The 20,788-nt window shown below is 64.8% G+C and carries 21 protein-coding genes; 16 read left to right on the forward strand and 5 right to left on the reverse strand.

The genetic code is table 11. The annotated features are described in order from the left end of the window. Positions 1-292: 292 nt before the first annotated feature. The 6 genes from cobT (at position 293) to KUV65_RS06360 (ending at position 5,819) form a co-directional block, all read left to right on the forward strand. Entirely contained in the window at positions 293-1,297 is a 1,005-nt protein-coding gene (gene cobT / locus KUV65_RS06335) for a nicotinate-nucleotide--dimethylbenzimidazole phosphoribosyltransferase (protein ID WP_222188620.1), read from the forward strand. Further along, positions 1,294-2,052, forward strand: coding sequence for an adenosylcobinamide-GDP ribazoletransferase (gene cobS / locus KUV65_RS06340; RefSeq protein WP_222188622.1), 759 nt, complete (start codon positions 1,294-1,296; stop codon positions 2,050-2,052). The genes cobT and cobS overlap by 4 nt, the downstream gene beginning before the upstream one ends. A gap of 1,061 nt (positions 2,053-3,113) precedes the next feature. Then, positions 3,114-3,269, forward strand: coding sequence for a light-harvesting antenna LH1, beta subunit (gene pufB, locus KUV65_RS06345; RefSeq protein ID WP_025310706.1), 156 nt, complete (start codon positions 3,114-3,116; stop codon positions 3,267-3,269). A gap of 12 nt (positions 3,270-3,281) precedes the next feature. Continuing rightward, positions 3,282-3,578 (forward strand): light-harvesting protein, encoded by a 297-nt coding sequence (locus KUV65_RS18255; protein ID WP_222188623.1) that lies wholly within the window; start codon positions 3,282-3,284, stop codon positions 3,576-3,578. Positions 3,579-3,690: 112 nt separating this feature from the next. Further along, positions 3,691-5,133, forward strand: coding sequence for a PucC family protein (locus KUV65_RS06355; protein ID WP_222188624.1), 1,443 nt, complete (start codon positions 3,691-3,693; stop codon positions 5,131-5,133). Continuing rightward, positions 5,130-5,819, forward strand: coding sequence for a hypothetical protein (locus KUV65_RS06360; protein WP_222188625.1), 690 nt, complete (start codon positions 5,130-5,132; stop codon positions 5,817-5,819). Before KUV65_RS06355 ends, KUV65_RS06360 begins: the two co-directional genes overlap by 4 nt. 283 nt (positions 5,820-6,102) lie before the next feature. On the opposite strand, the gene KUV65_RS06365 is transcribed toward KUV65_RS06360, so the two are convergent. Then, on the reverse strand, positions 6,103-6,765 hold the full coding sequence (locus tag KUV65_RS06365) for a TetR/AcrR family transcriptional regulator (RefSeq protein WP_222188626.1): 663 nt from the start codon (positions 6,763-6,765) through the stop codon (positions 6,103-6,105). A gap of 422 nt (positions 6,766-7,187) precedes the next feature. Between KUV65_RS06365 and KUV65_RS06370 the strand changes: the two genes are divergently transcribed. The 9 genes from KUV65_RS06370 to KUV65_RS06410 all read left to right on the forward strand — a co-directional run bounded on the left by KUV65_RS06370 (position 7,188) and on the right by KUV65_RS06410 (position 15,046). Further along, positions 7,188-8,021, forward strand: a complete 834-nt coding sequence (locus tag KUV65_RS06370; RefSeq protein ID WP_308124542.1) for an ABC transporter ATP-binding protein — start codon at positions 7,188-7,190, stop codon at positions 8,019-8,021. Between the two features lie 65 nt (positions 8,022-8,086). Continuing rightward, a complete protein-coding gene (locus KUV65_RS06375; protein WP_222188628.1) occupies positions 8,087-9,337 on the forward strand; it encodes an ABC transporter substrate-binding protein in 1,251 nt (416 codons plus the stop codon). After that, complete coding sequence (locus KUV65_RS06380) at positions 9,334-10,158, forward strand: ABC transporter permease (RefSeq protein ID WP_374107056.1); 825 nt, start codon at positions 9,334-9,336, stop codon at positions 10,156-10,158. The genes KUV65_RS06375 and KUV65_RS06380 overlap by 4 nt, the downstream gene beginning before the upstream one ends. 60 nt (positions 10,159-10,218) lie before the next feature. After that, on the forward strand, positions 10,219-10,770 hold the full coding sequence (locus KUV65_RS06385) for an OsmC family protein (RefSeq protein ID WP_222188629.1): 552 nt from the start codon (positions 10,219-10,221) through the stop codon (positions 10,768-10,770). Between the two features lie 76 nt (positions 10,771-10,846). Continuing rightward, complete coding sequence (locus KUV65_RS06390) at positions 10,847-11,968, forward strand: acyl-CoA dehydrogenase family protein (protein WP_222188630.1); 1,122 nt, start codon at positions 10,847-10,849, stop codon at positions 11,966-11,968. Positions 11,969-12,066: 98 nt separating this feature from the next. After that, positions 12,067-12,924, forward strand: a complete 858-nt coding sequence (locus tag KUV65_RS06395; protein WP_222188631.1) for a sulfurtransferase — start codon at positions 12,067-12,069, stop codon at positions 12,922-12,924. 40 nt (positions 12,925-12,964) lie between these two features. Continuing rightward, the gene (gene cynS, locus KUV65_RS06400; RefSeq protein ID WP_222188632.1) at positions 12,965-13,417 is read left to right on the forward strand and encodes a cyanase; all 453 of its coding nucleotides are present in this window, start codon (positions 12,965-12,967) and stop codon (positions 13,415-13,417) included. 59 nt (positions 13,418-13,476) lie between these two features. Then, positions 13,477-14,709, forward strand: coding sequence for an NAD(P)/FAD-dependent oxidoreductase (locus KUV65_RS06405; RefSeq protein ID WP_222188633.1), 1,233 nt, complete (start codon positions 13,477-13,479; stop codon positions 14,707-14,709). A 13-nt stretch (positions 14,710-14,722) separates the two neighbouring features. Beyond that, on the forward strand, positions 14,723-15,046 hold the full coding sequence (locus KUV65_RS06410) for a 2Fe-2S iron-sulfur cluster-binding protein (protein WP_222188634.1): 324 nt from the start codon (positions 14,723-14,725) through the stop codon (positions 15,044-15,046). A gap of 24 nt (positions 15,047-15,070) precedes the next feature. Here the strand turns inward: KUV65_RS06410 and KUV65_RS06415 are convergent, their stop codons facing one another. The 4 genes from KUV65_RS06415 to KUV65_RS06430 all read right to left on the reverse strand — a co-directional run bounded on the left by KUV65_RS06415 (position 15,071) and on the right by KUV65_RS06430 (position 19,644). After that, positions 15,071-15,727 carry a dienelactone hydrolase family protein gene (locus KUV65_RS06415; RefSeq protein WP_222188635.1) on the reverse strand — a complete coding sequence of 219 codons (657 nt, stop codon included), beginning with the start codon at positions 15,725-15,727 and terminating at the stop codon, positions 15,071-15,073. Positions 15,728-15,791: 64 nt separating this feature from the next. Next, positions 15,792-16,763, reverse strand: a complete 972-nt coding sequence (locus KUV65_RS06420; RefSeq protein WP_222188636.1) for a TAXI family TRAP transporter solute-binding subunit — start codon at positions 16,761-16,763, stop codon at positions 15,792-15,794. Positions 16,764-16,792: 29 nt separating this feature from the next. Further along, positions 16,793-18,739, reverse strand: coding sequence for a TRAP transporter permease (locus KUV65_RS06425; RefSeq protein ID WP_222188637.1), 1,947 nt, complete (start codon positions 18,737-18,739; stop codon positions 16,793-16,795). Further along, the gene (locus KUV65_RS06430; protein ID WP_222188639.1) at positions 18,736-19,644 is read right to left on the reverse strand and encodes an amidohydrolase family protein; all 909 of its coding nucleotides are present in this window, start codon (positions 19,642-19,644) and stop codon (positions 18,736-18,738) included. Before KUV65_RS06430 ends, KUV65_RS06425 begins: the two co-directional genes overlap by 4 nt. A 101-nt stretch (positions 19,645-19,745) precedes the next feature. Between KUV65_RS06430 and KUV65_RS06435 the strand changes: the two genes are divergently transcribed. Then, complete coding sequence (locus KUV65_RS06435) at positions 19,746-20,690, forward strand: LysR family transcriptional regulator (protein ID WP_222188641.1); 945 nt, start codon at positions 19,746-19,748, stop codon at positions 20,688-20,690. The last annotated feature ends 98 nt before the right edge of the window (positions 20,691-20,788 follow it).

Here is a 20,788-nt window from a genome sequence, read left to right on the forward strand (position 1 = left end):
GGGCGGCATTCCTCTCTTCACAAAAGCGGCCAAATTTGATCTTCCCGCGATCGATGGAAAGGTTGAACCAGATTACCGGGGTCCGTGCGGGGAAACGTGGGTTCGCCCAGCGCACGGCGCTGCGCCTGAGCCATGCCTCGAAAGCTGAACCGGAATATTCGGGCCGAGGGTGGCAGATCTCACCCGAAATGCCTGTTCTCGCACCGGCCTCCATTTCCGTCATGCAAAGCGTCAAATGCGCCGTTGGCCTTGGGTTTTGCCTCGAAGATCCTCTCCTGAAAGTAAACGTTCGATGACCTCGCTTACCGATCTATCAAAGCTCGACGATATCCTCGCTCTGGACCTGCCCGCCCCGGATGCCGGCGCGATCGAGGGCGCGCGCGCGCGTCAGAACGCCCTGACCAAGCCACCGGGGTCCCTCGGGCGCCTCGAAGATCTTGCCGCCTTCATGGCCGGATGGCAGGGCACTGACCGTCCCACGATCGACCGCGCACAGGCCCTGGTGTTTGCTGGCAATCACGGCGTCTGCGCGCAAGGCGTAAACCCTTTCCCGCAGGCGGTCACCGCCCTGATGGTCGCGAATTTCGAGGCAGGCGGCGCGGCGATCAACCAATTGGCCCGGACGGCTGGCGCTGACATGACCGTCGTCCCCCTCGACCTAGACCACCCGACCGCTGATTTCACGACCGGCTCCGCGATGACCGGGGCCGAGTGCCTCGACGCCTTTCTGAAAGGGGCGCAGGCCGTCGACAGCACGGCAAGCGTCGTGATCCTCGGCGAAATGGGCATCGGCAATTCGACCGTCTCGGCGGCCTTGGCCCATGCCATCTGCGGCGGCACGGCCCAGGATTGGGTCGGACGTGGCACGGGCAGCGATGAAGACGGACGTGCGCGCAAGGCCGACGTGGTGGCGCGCGGTGTCGAACGACATCGCCACCTGTCCCCGCTGGAGATCCTCGCCGCCCTCGGAGGCCGCGAGCAGGCCGCGATTTGTGGTGCGGTGGTGGCTGCACGTCTGGCGCGGATCCCGGTGCTGCTGGACGGATATATCTGCACGGCAGCCGTCGCCCCCCTCCACGGTGCAAACCCGGCCTTCCTCGATCACTGCCTGATCGGGCACCAGAGTGCCGAACCCGGCCACGCCCGCCTGTGTGGCGCGATGGAAAAGCAGCCGATCCTGCACCTCGGCATGGCCTTGGGGGAAGGCACCGGCGCGGCGCTGGCCCTTGGTATCCTGCGCGGGGCCCTCGCGTGCCACAATGGCATGGCCACCTTCGCCGAGGCTGGCATAGGATGACCAATATTCTGCGCCGCAGGTGGGCCGAGATGCGCTTGGCAGTTGTGCTGCTGACGCGCCTGCCTGTGGGGCGGATGCAAGACTCGGCCACCACGCTCGCGGAAGCGCGGTGGGCCTTTCCCTTCGTCGGGGTAATCGCCGGTGGGGGCCTTTGGGCAATTCTGCACCTGGCGCTTGCCTTGGGAGTCAGCCCGCTTGGCGCAGCCTTTCTCGCGCTCGGCGGGCTGGTCCTGCTGACCGGCGGCTTGCACCATGACGGCCTTGCCGATTTCGCGGACGGGATCGGCGGCGGTTGGGATCGCGAGCGGCGGCTCGAGATCATGCGCGACAGCCGCATCGGCAGTTACGGCGTGCTGGCCCTGATCTTCGCGGTGGGCATCGGCATGGCGGGTGTGGCCGACCTCGGGCCCAGCCTGACCTTGGCCGCCGCGATCTTCGTCTCGGTCCTCTCTCGCCTCGCCATGCTCGGGGTCCTGCTTTTCATGCCGGCTGCGAGAGCCGACGGCCTTGGCCATGCCGCCGCGGACAGTGCCAATCTTTCCTGGGTGCCGGCCGCCCTGTTCGTCGTTGCCCTTGGGTTGGTCATCGGACTGCCCGCCGCTGTCGTCCTGGCCGCCATGAGCCTTGTGTCGTTGGTGATCGCCCGCCTTGCGCAAAGCCGCATCGGGGGGCAAACGGGCGATGTCCTTGGGGCAGTCCAATACATCGCCGAAACCACCGGCTGGCTCGTGTTGTCAGCGACCCTCGCGACCTGATCGGTATGGCCAAAAGGCAGGTGCGGGATTGGCGGCACAACATGCCAGCCGCCAGGGTGGCCGTGGTGGGACGCGCAATTCCTGCTATCCGGCCCGCGCAAGGCCATACGGCATGCAGAATGGGGTTTGTCCGCGTTCATCATGATAGATGCCCATGGTGAGGTCGGTTTTGTCCTGTCACGGATCATTCGCGAAATGTTCCGCCCCGATCATGACCGGATTGACAGGATAGTCATCGACTTTTTCGAACAATTATTGCGCCCATTCCGGTTCTGAATCGCAAAATAATTTCATTTTCAAGATCTAACCCAAGGTTATCCACAACCATTCCAACCCCAACATCTGTCTATTCTGCATTGTCTGGCTCAACAACGGGAGACGCGCCCGAGCCGTCCGAAGTGGCGGTGGTCAACTGCATCGTCGAACCGATTACGCCGTCGATGCCATCCCGCTTTTCGCCATCAACGCCACAACCGGGAGTCCGCTGACCGGAATCATCCGAGAAACTCGGCGCTTCGTTCGCGAGTCCCTTTTCGCGCCACTGCTTTTGATTGTTGCGCCCATGGTGTCGCTCTGACGGCCCATGCAGTCTGGCACCAGGGGAACCTCAAGTGAATGCGCGCCCTAACCTCCTGCCTTCGAGAAACGACTCAGCAGGTCAGCCCGAGAATCCGACGTGTGAAACGGCCCCCAAATGACTCGGATCAGGGCCGGCGACCCGCGATATTTTCAAGTCCAGCCTCTGAAAACCTTGGCCCAACGCACCTGTTGGGATGTGCGACATGTGGAAACATGTGCGCACCCACCGCCCAACATTCACGCAAGGCCAGATCTCAAGCCCATGAAAATTATAGAAATATTCTTCGTACTTTCATGCCGCCGCCCAGCCAGGCCATCAACTGTCCTCTCACGTTTACAGTTGAAAGTGTAAACTCAACTGGACATAATCAAGTCGGCGGGGCGTAGACCTGTTTCCGCCGGGGAAATGAGAGATTGATCGCCGACACGTCGTCCGGGGTCGTCGCTTGTTTCTGAACATCTGAACGGAAGAGGAGATCAGAATGTCAGATGATCCAGACAAAGTATGGCCGACAGGCCTGACGCTGAGCGAGGCCGAGGAGGTGCATAGCTACCTCATCGACGGCACCCGTGTTTTCGGGGCCATCGCTCTGCTGGCGCACCTGCTGGCCGCAGTTGCCACGCCGTGGCTCGGGTAAGGAGGATACGTCATGAACAATGCAAAACTCTGGTTGGTGGTTAAGCCGACCGTGGGCATTCCGGTGTTCCTCGGCGCGGTTGCGGTGGGCTCTTTCGCCGTCCACGTCGCCGTTCTGAGCCACACCACGTGGTACAACGACTACCTGACCGGCCAGCCGCTGGGCAGCGGTGCAGCAGCCGTAACGGCCGAAGCAGCACTGGTCGCACCCGAGGCTGAAACGGCGTCGTATGCCGCTGCGCTCGATCAAGGCACGTTGCCCGACGACGTTCTTGCATCGGCAAGCGTCACAGCGCCGCTGGTGGAATAACGCTTCTGCAAGCCTGTGGCCCCATCGATATCGGGGCCACAGGAAATTCCTCCGGATTATCGCCACGCACCGCCTTGTCGGCGGTCGTGGCCCCCCGCCGAGACGCAAGGTGATGCCGTTCAACTACCGCCAATATGCCCTGACAAAGCTGTCGCGCATCACGCCGCGGTATCTTCCTTTCGCCGATGTGGCGACCGAGGACGTCCCTCTCCGGCAACTTCTGCGCTTGTCGCTGTTCCAGGTCACGGTCGGCATGGCGCTGGTTCTACTGGTGGGCACGCTGAACCGGGTGATGATCGTGGAGCTTGGGGTGCCCGCGACATTGGTCGCCGGCATGCTCGCCCTGCCCCTTGTCTTCGCCCCGTTCAGAACCCTGATCGGGTTCAAGTCCGATACCCATGTCTCCGCCCTCGGGTGGCGTCGCGTTCCCTTCATCTGGAAGGGGACGCTGTACCAGTTCGGCGGTTTCGCCTGCATGCCCTTTGCGCTGCTGGTGCTGTCCGGCTACGCCGAGGCCGTGGATGCACCGCGCTGGATTGGCCTGTCATCGGCCGCGCTGTCCTTCCTTCTGGTCGGGGCGGGCGCCCATACCGTTCAGACGGCAGGCCTTGCCTTGGCGACCGATCTTGTCAGGGAAGAGGACCATCCCAAGGTCGTCGGCCTGATGTATGTCATGCTGTTGATCGGCATGGTGCTCAGCGCCCTAGTCTACGGCGCGCTGCTTACGAATTACACGCCCGGTCGACTGATCCAGGTAATCCAGGGCACGGCCGTCGTGACCGTTGCCCTGAACCTGACCGCGATCTGGCAGCAGGAGGCGCGCGACCGCGCCCGGGCCCAAAGGCTGGCCGGGTCGATGCCGCCCACCTTCCGAGAGGCCTGGCGCCTGCTGGTCGCCCGCCCCGACATGATACGCTTGCTGGTCGTGATCGGCCTTGGCACCTTCGGCTTCGGCATGGCGGATGTGCTTCTCGAACCCTACGGCGCGCAGGCGCTCGGCTTTTCCGTCGCCGAAACAACGCGGCTGACGGCGCTGCTTGCCGCAGGCACGCTTCTGGGCTTCGGCTATGCCTCCAAGGCGCTGGCCACCGGCGGGCGTCCGGCCCAACTGGGCTCGATCGGGGCGCTGATCGGCATCCCTGGCTTCATCGCCTTCATCCTGTCGCCCACGATCATGGGCACGCCCCTGTTCCTCGCCGGTACGCTGGCCACCGGGATCGGGGCCGGGCTCTTTGGCCATGCGACCCTGACCGCCACGATGCGCGCGGCCTCGGCAGACCAGATCGGCCTGTCGCTCGGCGCATGGGGCGCTGTTCAGGCCACCTGCGCCGGCATCGGCGCCGCGCTTGCAGGCATCGTGCGCGATATTCTGGTCGAGCTGCGCCCCCTCGATGGGCTCGAAGCCTACACGCCCTATAATTTCGTATTCATGGTCGAAATCGCATTCCTGGCAGCGGCGATCATGGTAGCGGTTCCAATGGTTATCCGGCAGCGCAAGACGCGCGCCAAAACGGTTGCTTCCGAGCAACAAAGCACCCAGATGGAGGTCCCATGACAACGGTAATTACACGGCTATTCGCCTCCAAGGCACCGGCGCTTGCGCTGGCAGAACGCATGAGAACCATGGGGTTCCCCCGTGATGAGGTCATCGTGGTCACGGCGGCGACCAAGGAACCCGCCGAAACCATGAGCAAGGCAGGCGTCAAGGACAAGACGGCCAGCGCCTACATGAAGCAGCTCGAAGGCGACGCGGCGGTGTTCATCGTGCGCGCCAGCTACAAGCCGCTGACCGCCACCACCATCGCACGCGATCTTCTGGCTGCCGAAGACACCGTGGACATGGGCAAGGTGGACGAGGAAAACTTCGTCAAGGATGCGCCCGCCCAATCCGCCCCGAAGATCCTGAAGGATCACCCGCTGTTCTTCACCTCCCGCAAGAGCGTGGACAGCAAGCGCAACGGGTTGGTGACACCGGGTTGGGGCCTCAAGCTCATCAGCAAGCGGAAGCCGCCGGAAAATGCCGTGATGAAAGGCGGCAAGTTCATGTCGCAGGGCATCTGGCCGATGCCCCTTGTCTCGGACAAGCCGCGCAAGAAATCCGTCATGACAGATCACCGCTTCATGTCGGAATCGTTCTGGCCCACCCCCCTTCTGTCCGACAAGCCGCGCCACAAATCGGTGATCCCGGGCGGGGACAAACCGCTGTCGCGGATGCTGAACTGGCCGACGATTTCGCGCTGATATCGCGGCGGTGAGGGGGACGGTCGCGCCCGCCAAGCCGGGACTAGGCAAGAGCGCCTAAAGCGGACTTCGGGAAGACCGCCCTTGAGCACGACACATTTACGCCCGGACCGGATGATTGCATCGTTCGGTCCGGGAAGCAGATCCGATTACACGCTTTCGGCATTGATCGGCGAGCCTTGGAAAGCAAACCGCTCGCCGGGTGCATATCGGCGGGTTGACGGCTCAGGACGCAGATCCAGCCGATTTCTCCCGAGACTAAGCTAAAGAACGTCCGAGCGTCTCACGTCGCCCTGCCGCCCGTGGCCCGCGCCGGGGCATCCACCTTGATCGACGCAAGGTGGCATTCGGCCAAACGCCGCGCCGTGCGGGCGAAACTGGGATCGCGGGAATGCTGCGCCGCGACGATCGCCCCGTCGATCAGGACAGCAATACTGCGCGCCATTTCCGGCACATCCGCCACCTTCATCTCGATCGCCTGGGCCCTGAGCCACGTGATCAGGTGCTCCTTGTGCAAGTCCGCGGCCCGGCGCACGGCCTCGTTGCCGGTATCGAACTCGGCCACGGCGTTGATGAACGGGCAGCCATAGAAGCCCGGATCAGCGAACCATTCCTCCAGAACGTCGAACACGGCAAGGATGCGGTCCTGGGCGGGGCCCTCCACCTCCGCCAGTCGTCCGAAGAACCAGTTGCGCCAGGTTTCGCCCTCGGCCTCCAGGACGGCGGCGATCAATTCCTCTTTGGAACTGAAATGGTGGTAGAGCGTGGCCTTCGCGGTGCCCGCCCGATTCAGGATGGAATCGATCCCGGTCGCGGCGAAGCCATGATTGCAGAACAAGAAGGAGGCGGCGCTCATGATCTTGTCGCGCGCATTGTTTGGCGGCAGGGCGGCAAAGCTCCAGCCCGATCCGTCGCGGACACAGATGTCCTGAACACCGTCTTTCATCTTGCACCTTTCCTTCCGTGACCGGGTAAGTCGCGTCATGCGATTCGCGGCCGGCTGACCCGATACGTGTCGGGATCGCGCGCCATCTACCGCATACCCGGGCCGAAAAAACAAGACAGATCCGTCTAACACCTGCGCTGTGGGGATTCCGGCGCACATCCGACGTCACCGTCGTGTCCGACAATATGAAAATCGGCCGCACGGCAGGGCGCGACCGCCATTTTCTGCCTGAAACGCAAAGCGGACACGCAGTCTAACAAAAATTTTGCCCAAAAAAGTGACGGCGAAAGAATCCCACGGCGATTCTGCGACGCGGCATTGACGGTCGGCCATTCGCCCCTCCGAATTAGACAGAACGGTATGTTCGGTGCGCGGGTCACCCCGCCCCGGAGCCCCGAGCCGGAGAGCAAGAAGAGATGAACGTGACAAACGCCAAAGACTTTGCCGCGGCCCAGCAGCCCCCCGTCAAACCGCGCAGCACTCCGGTCCTCGGGGCGCATGTCGCCGTCAAGTCGCTGAGCCACACTTACCGCAAGTCGGATGGCCGCGTGCTCGAAACCGTCGATTTCGAGATTGGCCATGGCGAGGTCGTCGCCCTGCTCGGCCGCTCCGGCTGTGGCAAATCCACCCTGCTCCATATGCTTGCGGGTCTGACCAAACCGTCCGAGGGCGAGGTCGTCATCAACGGCAACCCGGTGCGGGAGCCGTCGCCCAAATGGGTGATGATGTTCCAGGCGCCGTCGCTTTATCCCTGGATGACGGTGGCGCAGAACGCCGCGCTCGGCCTCCGCTTCGGCCGCCGCAGCAACGAGATCGCAACCCGCGTGCCCGAGGTCCTGTCCCTCGTCGACCTGGGGAGTTTCGCAGACCGCAATGCACAGGAACTTTCGGGCGGGCAGCAACAGCGCGTGGCCCTGGCCCGGTCGCTGGCGCCCAGCCCCGAGATGCTGCTGCTTGATGAACCCTTCTCGGCGCTCGACGCGTTCACCCGCCGGTCGCTGCAACAGGACGTGCGCAAGATCGCCAAGGATCTCGGCCTGACGCTGGTCATCGTGACCCATGACGTCGGCGAGGCGGTTCGGATGGCCGACCGCGTCCTTGTCCTGAAATCCAACCCGGGCCGGATTGCCGAAGATACCAAGATCGACCTTTCGGACGACGAACGCAACGGCGGCTCCGATGCCTTCGCGGCCGAACATACGCGCCTGATGGGCCTGTATTCCCGCGTCGCCGAGATCGCGGAGATGCCCGACTAGCGCCTTTCGCCGAATGACTGCCTGACCACCCTTCCCCCTCCACCCCCCTGCCAAGGATACCCGAGATGAACGAAACCGATCTCCGCCGCGCCGAACTGGAATGGGCGCGCACAGCCTACGCAGACGATTACACCCGCCGCGGTGCACTCAGCCTGTTCGCCAAAGGCGGTGTTTTCGCGGGCCTGTCGGGCCTGCTGGCCAGCTTGCCGCAGATGTCCTACGCGCAAGAGGACGAGGTTGTCCGCATCGGCTACCTGCCGATCACCGACGCGACCGCGCTTCTGGTGGCCCATGCCAATGGCTACTTCGCCGATGAAGGTCTCGAAGCCGAGGATCCGACCCTGATCCGGGGCTGGGCGCCGCTGATCGAAAGCTTCGTGGCAAACCGCTTCAACCTCGTCCACTTCCTGAACCCGATCCCGATCTGGATGCGCTACAACAACAACATCCCGGTCAAGGTTCTGTCCTGGGCCCACACCAACGGCTCGGGCGTGGTGGTCGGGGCCCATACCGATGTCACGGATTTCGCGGGCCTTGGCGGCAAGCAGGTGGCGGTGCCGTTCTGGTACTCCATGCACAACATCGTGCTGCAATACGCGCTGCGCCAATCCGGGATCACGCCGGTGATCCAGGATCAGACCGCGCCCCTCGCCGACAATGAATGTAACCTGCTGGTGATGCCGCCCCCCGACATGCCGCCGGCGTTGGCCGCCCGCTCGATCGACGCCTACATCGTGGCCGAGCCCTTCAACGCCCTTGGCGAGGTGATGGCCGGCGCGCGCATGCTGCGCTTCACCGGCGACATCTGGAAAAACCACCCCTGCTGCGTCGTCGCCACCCATGAAGAGGCGATCAACGCCCGGCCCGAATGGGTGCAGGCCGTCACCAACGCCGTGGTGCGCGGCGCGATCTACGCCTCGAACAACAAGGAAGAGGTCGCGCAGATGATCAGTCGCGACGGACGGGGCTACCTGCCCGCACCGGCCGAGGTCGTGCTGCGCGCCATGACCCATTACGACAGCGCGGAATATGCCGAGAGCGGCGCACTGACCCATGCCGATTGGGGCAATGGCCGGATCGATTTCCAGCCCTGGCCCTATCCCAGCGCCGACGCGCTGACCGTGTCCTACCTGCGCGACACGGTGGTGTCGGGCGATGCGGCCTTCCTTGCCGATCTCGACCCGGCCTTCGTCTCCGAAGACCTCGTCGACCGCCGCTTCGTGCGCAACGCGGTGGAGCAGTTCCCCGAGTGGCTCGAAGATCCGTCGGTCAATCCCGGCAATCCGTTCGAGCGCGAAGAGGTTCTGTCGCTGTGACCGACGTGACGCAATCCCCCTCCCCGGCCCGCGTTGGGCTGCCGCGACTTCCAAAGTCGCGCAGCCTGCTGAACGCGATGCTCGGCCTCGCGATCCTGATGGGGTTGTGGTGGCTGGGCGGCTGGGCGGTGGCGGACAACCCGCGACTCTTCGCTTTCTCGAACTTCGCGCCCGAGCCGACGCTGACCCGGCTCTGGCAGATGATCCAGTCCGGCGAGGTGATCGAGATGTCGGTTCCGTCGCTGGAACGGGTGGGGCTGGGGCTGATCTACGCGGTGGCCATCGGCGTGCCGGTGGGCATCCTGATCGGCCGCGCCCCGCGCGTGAACGAGATCTCGAACGTCCCGTTCCAGTTCCTGCGCATGATCTCGCCGCTGAGCTGGATGCCCATCGCGGTGCTGGCCTTCGACACGTGGGATGGGGCCATCGTGTTCCTGATCATCATGGCCGCCGTCTGGCCGATCCTGTTCTCGACGGCTGCTGGCGTCCGCCGCATCGACCCGGCCTGGCTGAAGGTGGCGCGCAACCTCGGGGCCAACCCGTTCCACACGCTCTTCGTGGTCATCCTGCCCGCGATCGCAGTGGATATCCTGACCGGCATCCGCCTTGCGCTGGGTGTGGCCTGGGTGGTGCTGGTGCCCGCCGAATACCTCGGCGTCACAAGCGGGCTTGGTTATGCGATCAACGATGCGCGCGACACGCTCGACTATGCCCGCCTTGCCGCCACGGTGGTGGTGATCGGGATCATCGGCTTCGGCCTCGACGCGATGGCCGGGCAACTCATCCGCAAATTCAACTGGGTGCGCTCCGACGGGCACTGAGCCCCGGCGCGCACCCGCAACGAACCCCTTACGACCCAGAGACGAAACGGAGGAAATCCAATGTCTGAACCTGCAACTGCACTCACCGGCTGCCTCGTTCCCGAAGGCCTCGACCCTATCGACAAGGACGGCCTGAACGCCCTGATCGCGAAGGGCAAGGAAAACCCCCAGGCGATCAAGACGCTCAAGTGCAAGACCGTCGCAGAAGGCCGCTTCCGTCACGCCAACTACATCCGCGACCTCGAACCCTACATCGTGGACGAGCCGCCCGCGCTTCTGGGTGATGACACCGCGCCGAACCCGTCCGAGGCGTCGCTGGCCGCACTGGGCAGCTGCATCGCCGTCGGCCTTCACGCCAACGCCGTCGCGCGCGGCATCGCCGTGAAGAAGCTGGAACTGGAACTGGAGGGCGATCTGAACATCACCGCCGTCTGGGGCACCGGCGACACGTCGGAAAAGCCGGTCGGCTTCACCGATGTGCGCATCAAGGTCGATATGGAAGCGGACTGCCCGCAGGACGAGATCGACGCCCTGATCACCCACGTGACCCAGTGGTCGCCCGTGTTCAACACCTTCTCGCGCCCGGTGAACATGATCGCCGAACGCGTCTGAGCCTGACCGCTCGGGGCCGTGGCGTACACGCGCGCGCGCCACGGCCCCGGCATCACCCTCGACAAGGAGTATCGAGATGAATGTTGCAACGGCGCTCACCGCCTATGACTTTGACGAAATCGACCGCATCTCTCGGGAAGACCTGGCCGCGATGGCCCGCACGATCGACGAGGAACGGGTCTATGCCGAAGACATCATGCGCGCGTATGGCAAGGCCGGTGCGTATGGTACCCACCTCGGCGGGATTGACGGCGATGTCGACCTGAGCTCTGCCGTCATGGCCATGGCGCGCGCCTCCGAGGAATGCCTGTCCACCGGCTTCTGCGTGTGGTGCCAGGACACGCTGGCCTGGTACATCGCCTCCTCGGACAACGGCTATCTGAAATCCGAGATCCTGCCAAAGATCGTGGCCGGCGACTCGCTTGGCGGAACCGGCATGTCGAACCCGATGAAGGCCATGGGCGAGATCGAGAAGATGCGCCTGCAGGGTGAGCGCGTCGCAGGCGGCTACAAGGTCAAGGGCATGCTGCCTTGGGTCTCGAACCTGCTGGAGGACGGCTATTTCGGCTCGATGTTCCATGTCGAGGTCGAAGGGGCTGACGAGCCCAAGCGCGTGATGGCGATTTTCCACGCGGCCTGGGACGGCATCAAGATCAAGCTGGACCACGATTTCGTCGCCATGGGCGGCACCGCCACGGTCAACGTCCAATGCCGCGACGTGTTCGTGCCCGATGAATTCATCCTCGGCGACCCGGCGGGCGAATTCATCCAGCGCATCCGCCCCGGCTTCACCCTGCTGCAATGCGGCATGGCTGCGGGGATCATCAAGAATTGCATCGACCTGATGAAGCAGGTCGAAGGCCCGCTGGGGCATATCAACCAGTATCTCGACAAGCAGCCCGCCGATATCGAGGCCGAGTACAATGCGCTGGTCGCCGACGTGCTGGAGATGTGCAAAACCCCCTATGACCTGTCCGACGCCTTCTACCTGCGCGTGCTAAAGGCCCGCCTGAAGGGCGGCGAACTGGCCATGGAGGCCGCCCATTGGGCGCAGCTTCACATGGGCGCGCGCGGCTATGTCAGCCGTGGCGCCGCGCAGCGCCGCCTGCGCGAGGCGTATTTCGTGGGCATCGTGACGCCCGCGACCAAGCATCTGAAAATGCTGATCTCCAAACTGGAAGCAGCCCAAGCGGCCTGATCGGTCGCCACGGGGCAGGCGACGCGCCTGCCCCCCATAAGCACCACCACCCGGTTACATCCCCCCCCCTCACGGAACCATCACAGGGAGTCCGAACCATGGAATCTGCGCTCATCTCACCCGCCGACCTCAAGACCCTGTCCGAAGCCGATCTCGCCGTGATCATCGACACGCGTGACCCGGAAAGCTTTGCGGCCGGACACATCCCCGGTGCCGTCAACATGCACGACATCTTCACCTTCCTCGCCACCTCGGACGCCGAGGGCATGGCCGCGCTGAAAGAGAAATTCGCGGCCGAGTTCGGCGCGGCGGGCCTCGACGGTGAAAAGACCGCCGTCATCTACGAGGCGTCCATGAACACCGGCTTCGGCCAGTCCTGTCGCGGCTTCTACCTGCTGTCCTTCCTCGGCTACCCCAAGGTCAAGGTCCTGCATGGTGGCTTCGCCGCCTGGACCGCCGAAGGCTTCACCGTCTCGACGGCGGTCGCCGCGCCCACCCCCGGCGGGTTCGAGATCGACGAGGCCGCCGGTGCCATCATGATGGATGCCGAAGCAATGAAGGCCGCCATCGACGACCCCGAGGCCGTGATCCTCGACGTGCGCGACATCGACGAATGGATCGGGACCTCGTCCTCGCCCTACGGTATTGATTTCTGCCCGCGCAAGGGCCGCATCCCCGGTGCCGTGTGGATCGAATGGTATCGCATGATGAAGCCCTCGGCCCATGGCCCGATGATGAAGTCGCGCGAAGAGGTTCTGGCCGAATGCGCCACCGTCGGCATCACCCCCGACACGCCGGTCAAGCTTTACTGCTTCAAGGGCGCGCGCGCCTCCAACACCTTCCTCGCGCTCAAGGAGGCCGGGATCAAGGATGTCTCGATCTACTTCGGATCGTGGAACGAGTGGTCCCGCGACCCGGCGCTGCCGATCGAGGAAGGCCTGCCCTTCACCGCCTGAACATCCCTTTGCAAACATCTGACTATACGGAGAAAACCAGATGACCACCCGTGCTGAACTGACCGAGAAGATCGTCGCGCACAAGACTTTCCACGACATCAAGTGGGCCGATGTGGCCAAGGCCGTGGGCCAGTCCAAGGAATGGACCACCGCCGCGCTGATGGGCCAGATTTCCCTGACCAAGGACCAGGCCGAAAAGGCTGGCAACGCCCTGGGCATGAATTTCTCGGACGAAGAGATCGCGCTGCTGATGACGGTGCCCTATCGCGGCTCCTTGCCGACGGCGGTGCCGACAGATCCGCTGATCTACCGCCTCTACGAGGTGGTGAACGTCTATGGCACCACGATGAAGGCGCTGATCGAGGAAGAGTTCGGCGACGGCATCATGTCGGCCATCGACTTCACCATGGATATCTCGCGCGAGGAAAACCCCGCGGGCGACCGGGTGAAGGTCGTGCTCGACGGCAAGTTCCTGCCCTACAAGATGTATTGATCAGGCCGGGCGCGCCCGCCCGTCGCGCGCGCCCGACCTTCGCCAAGGGGGTTCTCCACATGTCGCATATCGCTGTCATCGGTGCGGGCCAGGCCGGCTCGGCGCTTGCCGCCAAGCTGCGGACGCTGGGGTTCGACGGGCGGATCACCCTGATCGGGGCCGAGCCTGTGCCCCCCTACCAGCGCCCCCCGCTGTCCAAGAAATACATGGCCGGCGAGATGGCGCTCGAACGGCTCTATCTCAGGCCGACGCGTTTCTACGACGATCAAGACATCACGCTGGTGACCGACACTCGCGTGGCCGCGATCGACGCCGACAGCATGACCCTGCGGATGGAGGACGGAAGCACGCTCTCCACCGATCAGATTGCGCTGACCACCGGGGCCGACCCGATCTGCCTGCCGCCCGCCTTGGGGGGCGACCAGCCGGGCATCTACACGATGCGCAGCCTGGCCGATGCAGATGCCATGGCGCCTGAATTCGTGCCGGGACGCCGCGTGCTGATCGTCGGCGGCGGCTATATCGGCCTCGAGGCGGCGGCGGTCGCGGCCTCCAAGGGCCTGACCGTGACCTTGGTGGAAATGGCGCCGCGCATCCTCGCCCGTGTGGCGGCGGCTGAAACCGCCGACTGGATCCGCGCCATGCACAAGGGCCACGGCGTCGACATCCGCGAAGGCTGCGCGCTGAACGGGCTGGCGCGATCGGGTGACGGCCCGTTCACCGCGACCCTGTCCGACGGCAGCACGCTGGAGGCCGATTTCGTGATCTGCGGGATCGGCGTGCGTCCTGCAACCGCCCTAGCCGAAACCGCGGGCCTCGCGCTCGATAACGGGATCGCCGTGGATGAGTTCGGGCGCACCAGCCACGACCGGATCTTCGCCGCCGGGGATTGCGCCTCCTTCCCGTGGAAGGGACAGCGCATCCGCCTTGAAAGCGTGCCCAACGCCATCGACCAGGCCGAGGCAACCGCCGCGACCATGCTGGGGCAAGGCGCGCCCTATGTCGCGCGGCCGTGGTTCTGGTCCGATCAATACGACGTCAAGCTTCAGATCGCGGGGCTGAACACCGGCTACGACCGGGTCATCGTGCGGCCCGGCGACAAACCCGGCAGCCAGAGCCACTGGTATTTCCGGGGCGGGACGCTCCTGGCCGTCGACGCGATGAACGACCCGCGCGCCTACATGACCGGCAAACGGTTGATCGAGGCCGGCCAATCCCCCCTGCCCGAGGCCGTGGCCGACGCCACCACGCCGCTCAAATCCCTGCCGCTTGCCGCAAGTATCGCCGCCTGAAGGACGACCGCCGATGATCAAGATCACCTTCATCACCGCCGACGGGGCCGAACATGTCACCGAAGGTCGTGCCGGCCTGTCGCTGATGGAGGTCGCGCGGATGGCCGATGTGCCCGGGATCCTCGCCGAATGTGGCGGCGCGTGCAGTTGCTCGACCTGCCATGTCCATGTCGATCCGGGCTGGGTCGCCCAACTGCCCGAAAAGGACGAAATGGAGGCCGACCTGCTCGATTTCGCCTCGGATGTGGACGAGGCGACGTCGCGCCTGTCCTGCCAGATCACCGTGACCGTTGACATGGACGGGCTGCGCGTCAGCATACCGGCAGAGCAGGGCTGAGCGCCCTGCCCTGACGCTGCGCTCTCAGGCCAGGTGTTTTGCCAGGAACGCCTCGGTCCGATCATGGGCCGATGCCGCGGCATCGGCCACATAGGACGGGCGCGCATCGTTGGCGAAGGCATGCCCGGCCTCGTAAAGGTGCACCTCCATCTCGGGCAGCGCGGCCTGGGCCTCGGCCCGCATCTCGGGCGGCACGTGATCGTCCTGCGCGCCGAAATGGGCCAGCACCGGGGCCTTCAGCGGTTTGTCGAGGTATTGCGGCAGCCGCGTGCCATAGAAGGACACGGCGCAAGCCACGTCCAGCACCTGCGCCGAGCGAATGGCCAGCCCGCCACCCCAGCAGAAACCGATGACACCGACCTTGCCGCCACGCGCAGCAAGCGCCCCGACAGCCGCGTCGATATCCATCATCGTCTGGTCGAGATCCGAGGCCAGCATCATGTCACGGCCCCGCGGCGCCTCGTCAAAGGGGACAACCGCACCCTTCTCATGGCGGTCGAACAGAGCGGGAATCGCCACATCGTAGCCGAGCGCCGCGTAATGGTCGGCCACGCCCTTCAACTGATCGGTGATCCCGAAAATCTCCTGCACGATCACGAGGCCGCCGCGCCGCTCGCCCTGGGCGGTCGCCATCCAGCAGTCAAGTTCATGGCCATCGGCCGCGGTCAGGGTCGTCATCATGTCGCGTCATCCTCGCGCAAGGGAAGGCGTCCGCCCCGGACATGCACCGGGGCGGACAGTCAGGTCACTCGGGCGTCGCCACACCGGCCTCGGTATAATAGCGCAGCGCTCCGGGGTGGTAGGGCATGGCATTCGCCGGCGCCATGTTGGCAAAGTCCGCCCGCGCGAAGGCCCCGAAGGAGGCGGCCAGCGCTTCCTGGTTCTGATGGATGATCGAGGTCAGGTTGTAGACCACCTCTTCATCCACGTCGGCATTCGTCAGCAGCATCCAGGGGACCGCAACAAGGTTCGCGCCCCAATCCTGCAGGCCGTTGATATCCTCGTTCTGGGGCAGCGCCCGGATCGAGCCCGAGGGCAGAACCTCAGCATAGGCTGCGAAGCCCTCTTCGCTGTCATCCATCGAGATGTAGCACAGGCCGCCACGGTCCTGCATCTGCACCGCCGCCTGCTGGCCCGCACCGGCATTCAGGCTAACCAGCGCGATATCGACAAGGCCATCGCCCAGCGCGTTGATCCCGTCGACGAAGGACGAGACCGGCACCTGCTCGAAATCGTCGTAGGACATCCCACCGGAGGCCAGGATGCCAGCGATGTAGTAGGGAATGATCGTGGACGAGGTATATTCCGACGCGATCCGCAGGTCGCCGCGCCCTTCGAGGTCGGCGACGGTCTGAAGGCCGAGGTCACAAGGTGCCATGACGCCGGTGGTCAGCGGGAACATGGTGCCGACAAGGCGGACGTTCGGATGCTCACGGTCGAAATTGCCGCTGCCGGTATAGGCAAAGGCGGCCTCGGCACCGTTCACGTAGCCGAAATCGACCTCGCCCGAGTTCAGAAGCGGCATGTAGCCGACCAGCGGCTGCGTGCGCACGGTCAGGCCATTGTCATTGGCGACCACGGCCACCGCCTGCCCGGAGTTATAGGCGAGCGAGCCTTGCGCACCGGTGGCCATCGAAATGACCTGCGCCATCGCGCCCCCGGTCGTTAGCGCCAGCGCGGTCAGGCCCGCGCCCGTGAGAAGTTTAAGATCCAACATGGTGTCCTCCCTTTAGGATTGGTGTCGTCTCAGGTCGTCCGATTACTTGTGCTTCCCCGGCGCAGGACGATCAGCCCCAGCGCCAGCGACAAGGCCGCCGCCGCGGCGATGCCGTGGGCCGTGGTCGACAGCCCGATAAAGCCAAGCGGCAGCGTCAGCGCGCCGAGCGCCACGAACAGCAGCCGAAGAAGGATGTTCAGCGGCCCTGCCCAGTGGGCCGAGATGCCGATGGTCACCCCGGCGACGCCGATGGCGGTCAGGGTGGCGGCAATGGCAATATCCGTGGTCGAGCCGATGAAAAGCAACTCCGGCTTCGCGACGAACGCGAAAGGCAGGATGAAGGCCGCCCAGCCGATCCGCATCGCCGCAAGCCCCGTGGCCACCGCGCCGGCCTTGGAAATCGCGGCGGCGGCAAAGGCCGCCAGCGCCACGGGCGGGGTGATCATCGACATCATGCCGAAATAGAGGATGAAGAGATGCGCCGCGATGGGCTGCACCCCGGCCTCGACCAGCGAGGGCGCGACCAGCGAGGCAAGCAGCACGTAAACCCCCGAGGTCGGCATCCCCATTCCGAGGATGATGCAGACCACCGCCGAGATCAGAAGCAGCAGGATAAGGCTGGAGCCCACGGCATCGACCAGCACCAGCGTCAGCGCAAAGCCCAGGCCCGTGACGTTCAGAACTCCGATCACGAAACCGGCCGCGGCAACGACCAGGATCAGGTCCACCATCGAGGTGCCGGTATCCACGAAAACCTTGCCGAAGGTGCGCAACGTCAGGCGCGTTCCCTTGTACCCGCGCAACCAGCCCGCGACCGCGATGGCCACGGCGGCCAACAGCGCCGCGTCCTCGGGGTCCGAGCGCATCCCGAACAGCGCATAAAGCAGGATCGCGAAGGGGATCAGGAAATGCCAGCCCTGCGCCATGACCTTGCGCACGGTCAGGTCCGCATCCTCGGGCGCCGCGATATCGTCACGCGCCGCGATCAGGTCCACCTGCATGAAGGCGCCCAGATAGTAGAGAACCGCCGGGATCAGCGCCGCGGCCGCCACCTGGGCATAGGGAATGTCGAGAAATTCGGCCATCAGGAAGGCGGCCGCGCCCATGATCGGCGGCGTCAGCTGCCCCCCGGTCGAGGCGACGGCCTCGATCGCGCCCGCGTCTTCCTTGGAATAGCCGCCCCGCTGCATCAGCGGAATGGTGATGACCCCCGTGGTCGCCACGTTCGACACTGCCGAGCCCGAGATGGACCCGAACATCGCGGACCCCACCACAGCGATCTTGGCGCTGCCGCCCCGCGCCCGACCCGTCGCGGCCATGGCGAGGTCGGTGAAAAAGGCCCCGCCGCCCGCCGCGAACAGAAGTTGGCCGAAGAACACGAACAGCAGAACCGTGATCGTTCCCACCGCCAGCGGCGACGAGAAGACGGCAGAGCTGTCGAAGCCGACGTAATCCACCAGCCGCTGCGGTGACAGTTCACGCCCCACCAGGCGCCCCGGCACAAGATCGGCGAACAGGGCGTAGACCAGGAAAACCGCCACGATCCCGAACAGCATCAGCCCGGCGCGGCGGCGGATCCCTTCCATCACGCCCAGAACCACGATCGCGCCGACCATGGTGATCTGCCACGGGCGGTAAAACTGCTCCTGCAACAGCCAGACGAAATCGATGGCCGCGTAGATCAGCGCCCCGAAACAGGCGACCGCGATGGCAAGATCGACGATGTTTGGCCGCGCCACGGGTCGCCCGCGCGGGCCGAACCGCAAGAAGGCGATGGTCAGGGCCAGCCCCAGTTGCAGCGCCATGTATTGTTGGCGCAGCAGGGCAAAGCCCAGCCGCGTGTGCAGCTCCAGATTGTAGGCGATGCAGGCCAGCACCATCACGCTTGCGAGAATGGCCACGGCCCAATGGACCCAGCCGCCCGACGGCACCTCATCGGGGACGGCACCGGCTTCGACCGATGGCGAAACGCTCATGCCCCGACCTCCTCAGGCCAGTATAGCCGCATCGGATTGTCGATCAGAAGCTTGCGCTGCAAGGCGTCGTTCGGTGCGATCTGCGGGATCATGTCGACCAGCGCGCCTTCGTCGGGCATGTGGCTTTTCATGTTGGGATGGGGCCAGTCCGTGCCCCAAAGCACGCGATCCGGGAAACGCTCGACCAGCGTGCGGGCAAAGGGCACCACGTCGTCATAGGGCGGCCCGGCGACACTCAGCCGCTCGGGGCAGGACACCTTGATCCAGAAGCGTTGATCGCTCTCCATCAGGTCCAGCACATGGCCGAAGCCTTCGCCCTCCAGGCCATCGGCCACCTCGGGCCGGCCCATGTGGTCGATCACGATCACGCCCGGCAGCGCGGTGATGAAAGGGGCCAGTTCTAGCAGCTCGGCGCTTTCGAAATAGACAACCGTGTGCCAGCCCAGGTCGGCGATGATCTCGGCGATGCGCACGTAGTCATCCTTGGGCGCATCCCCCACAAGACGCTTGAGGAAGTTGAAGCGCACGCCGCGCACGCCGCCCTCGTGAAGCGCATTCAACTCGGCGCGCGAGATATCGGCATCGACCACCGCGACGCCGCGCGCCCGCCCCTCGGACCGGGCGATGGCATCCAGCATGGCGGCGTTGTCGGACCCGTGGCAGGTGGCCTGCACGATCACGTTGCGCGACAGGCCGAGATGATCGCGCAGCGCGAACAGGGTTTCGGCAGGCGCATCGACCGGCGTGTATTTCCGACGAGGCGAGAAGGGAAAGACCGCAGCCGGTCCGAAGACATGGCAATGCGCATCGACCGCGCCCGCAGGCGGGCTATAGGCCGGCTTGGACGGTTCCGCGAGATAGGGCAGGTAATCCGGGTCGGGTCCGGTACGTTCGACGAGTTCCATGACGCTCCTCCTTCGTCCTTACCACTCTGACCAAGTCGCGACTATTTTTGAAATGGATAGTCGTGTTCCAATCCATCATTCAGAATGATATGGAGATTGAAATGAAACTGAATTTCGACCTGAATCTTCTGATCGTTCTCCATGTTCTGCTGGAGGAACGCAGCGTCACCCGAACGGGCGAGCGACTCGGGCGCACCCAGTCGGCCATCTCGAACGCGCTGAAACGGCTGCGCGATCACTTCGATGATCCGCTCCTCGTGCGCACGCCCGACGGGCTCAGCCCGACCCCGCGCGCGGCGGAACTGGCCCCGCTCGTCGCGCGGATCCTGCGCGACGCGGGCACGGCCATCGCCCCGCGCGGCGGGTTCGACCCCGCCACGGCCAGCGCACAATTCGCCATCGGCGCGCCGGATCGGTTCAACCTGCCCGTCTTCCTGCCCCTTCTGGAACATCTGGGCCGCGTCGCGCCCGGCATCGTGATCAACCTGCGCACCACCGACCGCGACTATGCCATCCGCCTGATCGACGAGGGCGAGATCGACATGGCCGTGGGCTGGTTCGACGCGACACCCCCGCATCTGCAACGCCGCCTCGCGTTCGAAGACCGCTTTGTCTGCCTCTGCCGCCGCGATCATCCGCTGGTCGCAGGCGGCCTGCATCCCACGCTCGACGAAATCCTGTCCTATGCGCACCTTGTCGTCAGCTCGACCGGCGACCGCCGCGCCGCGTTCGATGCCGTGCTCGACCGGCATGGTGTGCAGCGCAACATCGCGGCGACCCTGATGAGTTTCACCATCGTGCCCGAATTGCTGCTGACCTCGGACCTGATCGGGGTCTTCACACACCGCACGGCCGAGTATTTCGTCGAACGATACCCATTGGTGACCGCGCCCGTCCCGCTCGAAGTCGCGCCCATCGCCAATCACCTGATCTGGCATTCGAGGTTTGATGCCGACGAGGCCCATGGCTGGTTGCGCGGCCGGATCGAGATGGCCTGCGCGGACAAGCTCGACGAGGGCGCGCGCGCAATCCGGCTCCGCGCCTGATCTTCGGCCAGCGTCGTCCGGGACCAAAACCAACACGAGGCACGCGGGGCATCGTCCCCTGGCCCTGCCCCACAGGTTCCGGCTTGCACCAAAGCCGC

Origin of the sequence: Maritalea mobilis, assembly GCF_019800885.1 — a bacterium.
Classification (GTDB): domain Bacteria; phylum Pseudomonadota; class Alphaproteobacteria; order Rhodobacterales; family Rhodobacteraceae; genus Roseibacterium; species Roseibacterium beibuensis.

Coding starts and splice junctions, on each gene's coding strand:
- KUV65_RS18255 (WP_222188623.1), top strand. CDS start 3,282: ATGAACAATGCAAAACTCTGGTTGGTGGTTAAGCCGACCGTGGGCATT.
- KUV65_RS06410 (WP_222188634.1), top strand. CDS start 14,723: ATGATCAAGATCACCTTCATCACCGCCGACGGGGCCGAACATGTCACC.
- KUV65_RS06435 (WP_222188641.1), top strand. CDS start 19,746: ATGAAACTGAATTTCGACCTGAATCTTCTGATCGTTCTCCATGTTCTG.
- KUV65_RS06375 (WP_222188628.1), top strand. CDS start 8,087: ATGAACGAAACCGATCTCCGCCGCGCCGAACTGGAATGGGCGCGCACA.
- KUV65_RS06385 (WP_222188629.1), top strand. CDS start 10,219: ATGTCTGAACCTGCAACTGCACTCACCGGCTGCCTCGTTCCCGAAGGC.
- KUV65_RS06365 (WP_222188626.1), bottom strand. CDS start 6,765: ATGAAAGACGGTGTTCAGGACATCTGTGTCCGCGACGGATCGGGCTGG.
- KUV65_RS06430 (WP_222188639.1), bottom strand. CDS start 19,644: ATGGAACTCGTCGAACGTACCGGACCCGACCCGGATTACCTGCCCTAT.
- cobS (WP_222188622.1), top strand. CDS start 1,294: ATGACCAATATTCTGCGCCGCAGGTGGGCCGAGATGCGCTTGGCAGTT.
- KUV65_RS06355 (WP_222188624.1), top strand. CDS start 3,691: ATGCCGTTCAACTACCGCCAATATGCCCTGACAAAGCTGTCGCGCATC.
- KUV65_RS06390 (WP_222188630.1), top strand. CDS start 10,847: ATGAATGTTGCAACGGCGCTCACCGCCTATGACTTTGACGAAATCGAC.
- KUV65_RS06405 (WP_222188633.1), top strand. CDS start 13,477: ATGTCGCATATCGCTGTCATCGGTGCGGGCCAGGCCGGCTCGGCGCTT.
- pufB (WP_025310706.1), top strand. CDS start 3,114: ATGTCAGATGATCCAGACAAAGTATGGCCGACAGGCCTGACGCTGAGC.
- cobT (WP_222188620.1), top strand. CDS start 293: ATGACCTCGCTTACCGATCTATCAAAGCTCGACGATATCCTCGCTCTG.
- KUV65_RS06425 (WP_222188637.1), bottom strand. CDS start 18,739: ATGAGCGTTTCGCCATCGGTCGAAGCCGGTGCCGTCCCCGATGAGGTG.
- KUV65_RS06395 (WP_222188631.1), top strand. CDS start 12,067: ATGGAATCTGCGCTCATCTCACCCGCCGACCTCAAGACCCTGTCCGAA.
- cynS (WP_222188632.1), top strand. CDS start 12,965: ATGACCACCCGTGCTGAACTGACCGAGAAGATCGTCGCGCACAAGACT.
- KUV65_RS06360 (WP_222188625.1), top strand. CDS start 5,130: ATGACAACGGTAATTACACGGCTATTCGCCTCCAAGGCACCGGCGCTT.
- KUV65_RS06415 (WP_222188635.1), bottom strand. CDS start 15,727: ATGATGACGACCCTGACCGCGGCCGATGGCCATGAACTTGACTGCTGG.
- KUV65_RS06420 (WP_222188636.1), bottom strand. CDS start 16,763: ATGTTGGATCTTAAACTTCTCACGGGCGCGGGCCTGACCGCGCTGGCG.